7 protein-coding genes and 1 pseudogene are annotated in these 6530 nt (G+C 67.5%); 4 read left to right on the forward strand and 4 right to left on the reverse strand.

Annotation, left to right across the window (positions count from 1 at the left end):
- Positions 1 to 153 precede the first annotated feature (153 nt).
- The 3 genes and pseudogenes from AC1DZ6_RS16330 to AC1DZ6_RS16340 all read left to right on the forward strand — a co-directional run.
- A pseudogene (locus AC1DZ6_RS16330) lies at positions 154 to 355 on the forward strand (DUF559 domain-containing protein); the annotation flags it as partial.
- Between the two features lie 435 nt (positions 356 to 790).
- Entirely contained in the window at positions 791 to 1426 is a 636-nt protein-coding gene (locus AC1DZ6_RS16335; protein WP_477098207.1) for an FkbM family methyltransferase, read from the forward strand.
- A 175-nt stretch (positions 1427 to 1601) separates the two neighbouring features.
- Positions 1602 to 2852: a UbiH/UbiF/VisC/COQ6 family ubiquinone biosynthesis hydroxylase gene (locus tag AC1DZ6_RS16340; protein WP_477098202.1), complete on the forward strand. Its 1251-nt coding sequence runs from the start codon at positions 1602 to 1604 to the stop codon at positions 2850 to 2852.
- Here AC1DZ6_RS16340 and AC1DZ6_RS16345 read toward each other — a convergent pair.
- From AC1DZ6_RS16345 to AC1DZ6_RS16360, 4 genes are all read right to left on the reverse strand, one after another.
- A complete protein-coding gene (locus AC1DZ6_RS16345; protein WP_477098203.1) occupies positions 2849 to 3955 on the reverse strand; it encodes an acyltransferase family protein in 1107 nt (368 codons plus the stop codon). The genes AC1DZ6_RS16340 and AC1DZ6_RS16345 overlap by 4 nt on opposite strands.
- Positions 3956 to 3958: 3 nt before the next feature.
- Complete coding sequence (locus AC1DZ6_RS16350; protein ID WP_477034572.1) at positions 3959 to 4159, reverse strand: Trm112 family protein; 201 nt, start codon at positions 4157 to 4159, stop codon at positions 3959 to 3961.
- 202 nt (positions 4160 to 4361) lie between these two features.
- Entirely contained in the window at positions 4362 to 5024 is a 663-nt protein-coding gene (locus AC1DZ6_RS16355; protein ID WP_477098204.1) for an LON peptidase substrate-binding domain-containing protein, read from the reverse strand.
- Positions 5025 to 5048: 24 nt separating this feature from the next.
- Positions 5049 to 5978, reverse strand: a complete 930-nt coding sequence (locus AC1DZ6_RS16360; RefSeq protein WP_477098205.1) for a tetratricopeptide repeat protein — start codon at positions 5976 to 5978, stop codon at positions 5049 to 5051.
- A 198-nt stretch (positions 5979 to 6176) separates the two neighbouring features.
- Between AC1DZ6_RS16360 and AC1DZ6_RS16365 the strand changes: the two genes are divergently transcribed.
- The coding region (locus AC1DZ6_RS16365; RefSeq protein ID WP_477098206.1) for a hypothetical protein at positions 6177 to 6530 on the forward strand (354 nt) is incomplete at its 3' end.

A 6530-nucleotide genomic window follows, 5' to 3' on the forward strand; every position in this document is an offset into this window, starting at 1 on the left:
CTCCGGGAGAGGGTTCAAGACCGCGCCCCGTCCGGAAACGCCCCTGACGTCATCCGCCGGCGGCGTGGCCCATCCGGGGCGGGTGGGCTGTCCGACAAGCAGACGTTCCAAGGTTCCGAGAAGGGTGGTTGTTCGACATCTCGGCCCCGATGCCCGATCGACCGATACTTCGCCGACTTCGTCTGCGAGGCGTGCAAGCTCATCGTCGAACTGGACGGCGTGACCCATGAAGGACGCGAGGACTACGACGCGCGGCGCACGCAGGCGCTGGAGCTCTTCGGATACGGTGCTGAGGATGCCCAATGAGCGGATCCTGACTGATCCTGGCGGAGCCGTCGACGACATCCTCGCCGCCCCCGACCGGACAGGGTGTAACCTCTCACCCTCCCACCGCCTGCGGCGGCGGGCCCCTCCCTCTCTCTATGAGAGAGGGGTTCGGGTATGTCCGCCTAGGGTCGGAAGCGGAAACCAGGCCGCCTCCAGGGGCCGGACGTTGCACTCGCCGCTCGACAGCGGWCGTCGCCAAGGTGAGAGATGGGTGGCTAGGCACAGCCAAGCCCCGCCACCCCGAGCAGGGCCACTCTTCTATGTGGTGGGATTGTCCCAATCAACCGATAGGGTACACTCGCGCGCAGTGGGGGAGAGCACAATGAGGCCGTTCCGAGCAATCAAGAGGCATGGCTTCGTCGGCGCCGGCAAGTTGGCTGTGATGCACATCCGCAGGCCAGTAAACCTGGCTGTAAGCAGAGCGCTTAAACTTAAAGCTGTCCGATCTGAGTACGGAATCTGGATGCGGGCAAATTGGGGTGACACCACATTCAATTACTGTGTGCGTGGGTCCTATGGGCGCTTCCTGTCCGATCTTCTTCGAAGTCAGCGCAGCGAGTTCGTGTTTCTGGACATTGGAGCCAATCAGGGACTCTATGCCTTGGTCGCAGCGAAGAACAGATACTGCGTTCGCGCAGTCGCGTTTGAGCCTGTCATGTCTACGTTCCAGCTTTTGCAGGACAACATTGGGCTAAATCGCGCAACTCGCGTCATTGCCTGCAACTTCGGCATCTCCTCCTCAAACGAGACGCTCCAGATATCAGTAAGTGCTGCACACAGCGGGGCGGCGTCGATCCACCACAAGTCCGACGACAGTTCGTACCAGCAGATCGAGGTGCGAACAGGCGACGCCATTTCCGAACACATCATCGAAGCCCTGCCGATCATTGTGAAGGTGGATACCGAGGGGCACGAGGCTCTGGTGATCGAGCAGTTGATGGCGTCGTCGTTTGTCGCGGATATCCAGGCCGTGTTCTACGAGGTCGACGAGAGCTGGGTTAACCCGGCGGACATAGAAGGCGCTCTCAGGGCGCAAGGGTTTTCGAACTTTAAGAAGGTGCGATCAGGCACGCACTACGACGTTCTGGCGACCCGGTGACGCCAGGCCCGCCGCCCTCGGGCAGCGTCCGGGCTACACCCCACACCCCTTAAATCGAATGGGGGCGCCCGACAGCGGACCTCCTGAGCGTCAGCTTTGGGTCGCTAGCGGACATCAACGCCTCGCCAACCACCGCCCCCTAGACACCGCCCCCTCCCCAGCGCCATATCCGCCCATGCGCGACCACGACGCCGACGTCATCATCGCCGGAGCCGGCATGGCCGGAACCACCCTGGCGCTCGCCCTGGCCTCGGCCGGGGTCAAGGCCCTGCTGGTCGACCCCCAGCCGTTCGACGCCCAGCTGGCCGAAAGCTTCGACGGCCGCTCGTCGGCCATCGCCTATTCGTCGTTCCGCCAGTGGCGGGCCATCGGGGCCGGCGAGGCCCTGGCGCCCCACGCCCAGCGGATCGAGCAGATCCTGGTCACCGACGGCAAGACGCCGGGCCCGGCCTCGGGCGGCCCTTCGCCGTTCTTCCTGCGCTTCGACAGCGGCGAGATCGCCGACCGGTCCGAGGGAGAGCCCCTGGGCTATCTGATCGAGAACCGCCAGATCCGCGCGGCCCTGGCCAAGACCGTGATCGACAAGGGCATCACCGTGCTGGCCCCCGCCGCCGCCAAGACCCTGGAGGTCACTCCGGCCGGCGCGACGCTGACGCTCACGGACGGCCGCACCCTCAGCGCGCCGCTGGTGGTCAGCGCCGAGGGCCGCAACGGCGTGCTGCGCAAGGCGGCCGGCATCGGCGACATCGGCTGGAGCTATGGCCAGAGCGGGGTGGTGGCCACCGTCCGCATGGAGCATCCCCACCACGGCGTGGCCCACGAATACTTCCTGCCCAGCGGTCCGTTCGCCATTCTTCCGTTGACGGACAATCGCGCCAGCCTGGTGTGGACCGAGAGCACCGACCGGGCCGAGGCCCTGCGCCACGCCTCGCCGGAAGCCTTCCACGCCCACCTGATGCGGCGGTTCGGCGAGTTCCTGGGGACGGTCGAGATGGCCGGCCCGACCTTCGTCTATCCGCTGTCGTTGTCGCTGGCCGAGCGGCTGGTCGCCCCGCGCATGGCCCTGATCGGCGACGCCGCCCACGGCGTGCATCCGATCGCCGGCCAGGGCCTGAACCTGGGCCTGAAGGACGCCGCCGCCCTGGCCGAGGTGGTGGCCGAGGCCCTGCGCAACGGCGAGGACATCGGGGCCGAGGCGACGCTAGAGCGCTACGCCCGCTGGCGGCGGTTCGACAACGTCTCCAACGCCCTGGCCTTCGACGGCTTCGTGCGACTGTTCTCCAACGACAACCCGCTGCTGCGCCTGGCGCGCGGGGTCGGCATGGCGGCGGTCAACCGCATCGCCCCGGCCCGGCGGTTCTTCATGCACGAGGCCGGCGGCGGGGTCGGTGATCTGCCGAAGCTGCTGCGGGGCGTGGCGCTCTAGACCTTCACCACCCAGCCGCGCTTGCGCATGTAGGCCACGACCATCCAGATCAGGCCGACGAAGATCGCCACCGGGATCAGGGCCGCCGTCTTGTCGCCGACATAGGGCGTGGCCCAGGCGTACGGGATCTTCAGCATGTGGGCGGTCAGCATGATCGAGGCCAGCATGTGCAGGCTGTAGGCGAAGACGGCGTTGATCCCGAAGTCGGTCAGGAAGCCAGAACCCGGCAGCCGCCAGCCCTTGATGTCCAGCGCCTGGTGCAGGCCCGCCAGCAGGACCAGGGCGATCCCGGTCGACAGCAGCACGAAGCTGCTGGTCCACAGTTCCTTGGAGATCGGGAACACCAGGCCCCAGGCCAGGCCGCCGACGATCATGGCGGCGCCGGCGACCAGCAGACCCGCTGATCCCCGCCGCGCCAGCAGCCACTCGCCGGCCGCGACGCCGAGCAGGGCTTGGGCGACGGCCGGCAGGGTCGAGAGCAGGCCCTCCGGGTCGTAGCCCAGCGGCCCATGCACATAGGTGTGGGCGCCCAGCACCAGGCGGTCGAACCAGCCCACGAAGTTCGCGCCGGGCTTGAGCAGGTCCGTGACCCCGTCCGGGAACGGCAGGAGGGTCAGGGGCCAGTAGAGCGCCAGGATCGCCACGGCCAGGACCAGTCGGGCGCGCGGACCCAGTGTCTTGTAGAGGACGGCGGCGGCCAGGAAGCCCAGGGCCAGGCGCTGCAGCACGCCCATGGGCCGGAACAGCACGCTCTCGGGCGTGGCCATCCAATAGAGGTTGGACAGGATCAGCCCCAGCAGGAACAGGCGTCCGGCGCGGACCAGCAGGCGGCGCAGGGTCGCGCCGTCCAGCCCTGTTGCATCACGTCCGGCCAGGGCCAGGGGGATGGAAACCCCGGTCATGAACACGAAGGTCGGGAACACCGAATCGGCGAGCGTGAACCCCCGCCAGGCGGCGTGCTCGAGGCTGGGGAAGATCGCGTAGCCGCTGACATAGTAGAGGTAGGAGGCGCTGTTGACGACGATCATGCCGACGATCGTCAGTCCACGGAGCACATCCAGCGAAGCCAGTCGCTGTCGCTCGACCTCGGCCCCCTGCGCCACGGCCTAGTCTTCCAGGCTGCGGGCTTCCTCGGGCAGCATGATCGGCACGCCGTCGCGGATCGGATAGGCCAGCTTGGCGGCGTTGCTGATCAGCTCGCCCCGGGCGCGGTCATAGAACAGCGGCGCGCGGGTGACGGGACAGACCAGCACCTCCAGCAGGCGCGGGTCGAGATCGGCGGGCGGAGGCGGGGGTTGGGCGGTCATGGGTGTGGTTCTATGCCGTTTCGGAGAGGTTGAGAACCTTCGCCAGACTTTCAGCCATCATCCTCGGACTTGTTCCGAGGACCCCTGTTTCAGCCGAGAAGAATGAGGATCCGAGGGGCGGGGAGATCGCGGCTCAACGGCCAAGGTCAAGGCGGCGGACCTAGGGTCCTCGGAACAAGTCCGAGAATGACGACCGTTGAAGTCACTGAATCATCGTCGGGTCTTCGTCATCCCCAGCCGCGTCGATCTCCAGCAGGGCCACCAGGGTCTCCCGGCGCTCGACCAGGGTCGGGGCCTCGAGCAGGGCCTGCTTCTCGACCGGTTCGAACGGCAGGGCCATGGCCAGGCTGTTGATCAGGGCGTCGGACGGCGCGGCCTCGGCGCTGGTCCAGTCGATGGCCAGGCCGCGATGGTCGAGATAGCGGCGCAGGGCGCCCAGCAGGGCCGCGGCTTCACCGCCCCCCGTCGCGCCCTCGGCCTGTTCGCGCAGGTCCTCTTCGAAGGCGGTGAAGTCGGCGCGGACCTGGCGGTAGGGCGAGCGCGACGGCAGTTCGTCGCCGACCCGGAACCGGCAGACCCCGGTCAGGGTGACCAGGTAGCGGCCGTCGCTGGTCTCGGCGAAGCTGGTCACCCGGCCCGCGCAGCCGACGGGGGCCAGGTGAGGACGCTCCACGTCGCTGCTCGGCCGGGTCTGGACCATGCCGATGATCCGCTCGCCCGACATGGCGTCGTCGAACATGTTGAGATAGCGCGGCTCGAAGATGTTCAGCGGCAGCTGGCCGCCGGGCAGCAGCAGGGCGCCGTCCAGGGGAAACACCGGGATCACCAGCGGCAGGTCGTCCGCCCTTCGATAGGATCCCGGCATGCGACGCTCCCTTGTCTGACGGGTCTAGCTGAACAGGATGGAGGACAGCCGCTTGCGGCCGGCCTTGGCCACCTCGGACGCGTAGCCGGCGGCTTCAAATACGGTGAGAAGTTGCTTGCGGGCCGCCTCGTCGTTCCAGACACGGTCGCGTTCGATGATGGTCAGAAGATGGTCCGAAGCGGCCTGAAGATGGCCGGCGCCGGCCAGGGCCTTGGCCAGTTCGAAGCGGGCCTCGTGGTCGTCGGCGTCAGCCGCCAGGCGCTTTTCGAACGGCGCGGTCTCGGACGGGGCGTCCTCGGCCAGGGCCAGGGCGGCGCGCACGCTGTCCAGGTCCGGGTCCTTGGCGCCGGCCGGGGCGGTGGCCGCGACCTCGGCCGCGCCCTCCAGATCGCCGCCGGCCAGGTAGCACTTGGCCAGGCCGCCGATCGCCTTGACGTTGGTCGGGTCCATCTGCAGCGCCTGGGCGAAGGCCTGGGCCGCGCCGCCGAGGTCGCCCAGGTCGACCGACTCCTTGGCCATGGCCAACAGGGCGTCGAGGTCGCTCTCGGCCGGCGGACCCGAAAGGCGGGCGATGAAGGCCTTGATCTCGCTCTCGGGCACGGCGCCCTGGAAGCCGTCCACCGGCTGGCCGTCGACGAAGGCGTAGACGGTCGGGATCGACTGCACGCGCAGCTGGCCCGAATAGCCGGGGTTCTTGTCCACGTCGATCTTGACCAGCTTGACCGCGCCGTCGGCGGCGTTGACGGCCTTTTCCAGGGCCGGGGTCAGCTGGCGGCACGGGCCGCACCAGGTGGCCCAGAAGTCGACGATGACCGGCTGGGTCTTGGAGGCCTCGATCACGTCGGCCATGAAGCTGGCGTCCGTGCCGTCCTTGATGTGCGCGCTCTTGGCCCCCCCTTGCCCATTGGGGCCGCCGGCGGGAATGGGGGCGGGCTTTTCGCCGATCAGGGCCATGGAAAGTCTCTCATACGGGTCGCAACGCGTTCAGCGGGAAGATGGTCCCTGACGACGACAACCGCAATCTCCGGAATGGGTGGCGGACGTCGATACGGCGCTTCCAGCGCTGAGCGCGAATGGGTCGATATGGTGTTTTAAGGTTGAGTCGTGATGACATTCACGCACAGATTGCCTTCGCAATCCATGGAGACGCGCATGTCAAACCTGCCGATCATCAACTTCACCACCAACGACGCCGGCCAGACGGTCGGCACGGCGATCGCCGAGACGAACCAGTCGCTCCGCGTCGGCGATCAGCTGTCGATCAACGGCTCGACCGACCTGAGCCAGATCATCGTCGGCAATTCGGGGGCGCTGGTGAACGCGATCCAGCTGCAGAACGGCGAGTTCTTCACCTTTGAACTCCAGATCCAGGGGCAGGGACCGGCCGGCGCCGGCTCGGGCTCGCTGGTCGTCACCCTGATCGACGGCGCGGGCGGCAGCCATTCGCTCAAGCTGAACAGCAGCACCAACAAGACCCACGAGCTGGGCTTCAATACCTCCCTTGGG

Source organism: Caulobacter sp. P1_B12_2 (assembly GCF_056406675.1).